Genomic DNA, 406 nt, shown 5'->3' with positions numbered 1-406 from the left:
GCCTGGAGGTGTATTCGGTGCAGGAGCTGCACGCGCAGCTGGCCGCCGTGTGACGCCGCCGCCGTCCGCCCGTCCGCTGTCCCTTCCGGGATGGCGAACGGGTGGGGAACGGCGGGAAAAACCGGCATAATTTGCCGGTGACACAGACCGAGACCGCCGCGCGGCAACGCGCGGCGGTTTGCTTTTGGGGCGCCGCCGGGACACTCCCGGACTTCCGGCGCCGGTAGGCCGCGCCACGGGCGCGGCATGAGTTGAACGTGGAGACTGATTCAATGGCCACCATCCCCCTCACCAAGCGCGGCGCGGAAAAGCTCAAGGAAGAGCTGCACCGCCTGAAGACCGTCGAGCGGCCCTCCGTCATCAATGCCATCGCCGAGGCCCGCGCCCAGGGCGACCTGAGCGAAAA

Annotated in this window: 1 pseudogene; it reads left to right on the top strand. The window is 68.7% G+C overall.

The annotated features are described in order from the left end of the window. Positions 1-272 precede the first annotated feature (272 nt). Positions 273-406 (top strand): annotated as a pseudogene (locus tag GVL52_RS32470) (transcription elongation factor GreA); the annotation flags it as partial.

Origin of the sequence: Rhizobium sp. 18055, from assembly GCF_902706285.1 — a bacterium.
Classification (GTDB): domain Bacteria; phylum Pseudomonadota; class Alphaproteobacteria; order Rhizobiales; family Rhizobiaceae; genus Rhizobium.
Note: the sequence above shows the minus strand (reverse complement) of the source record. Positions and strands in the feature narration are given on the sequence as shown.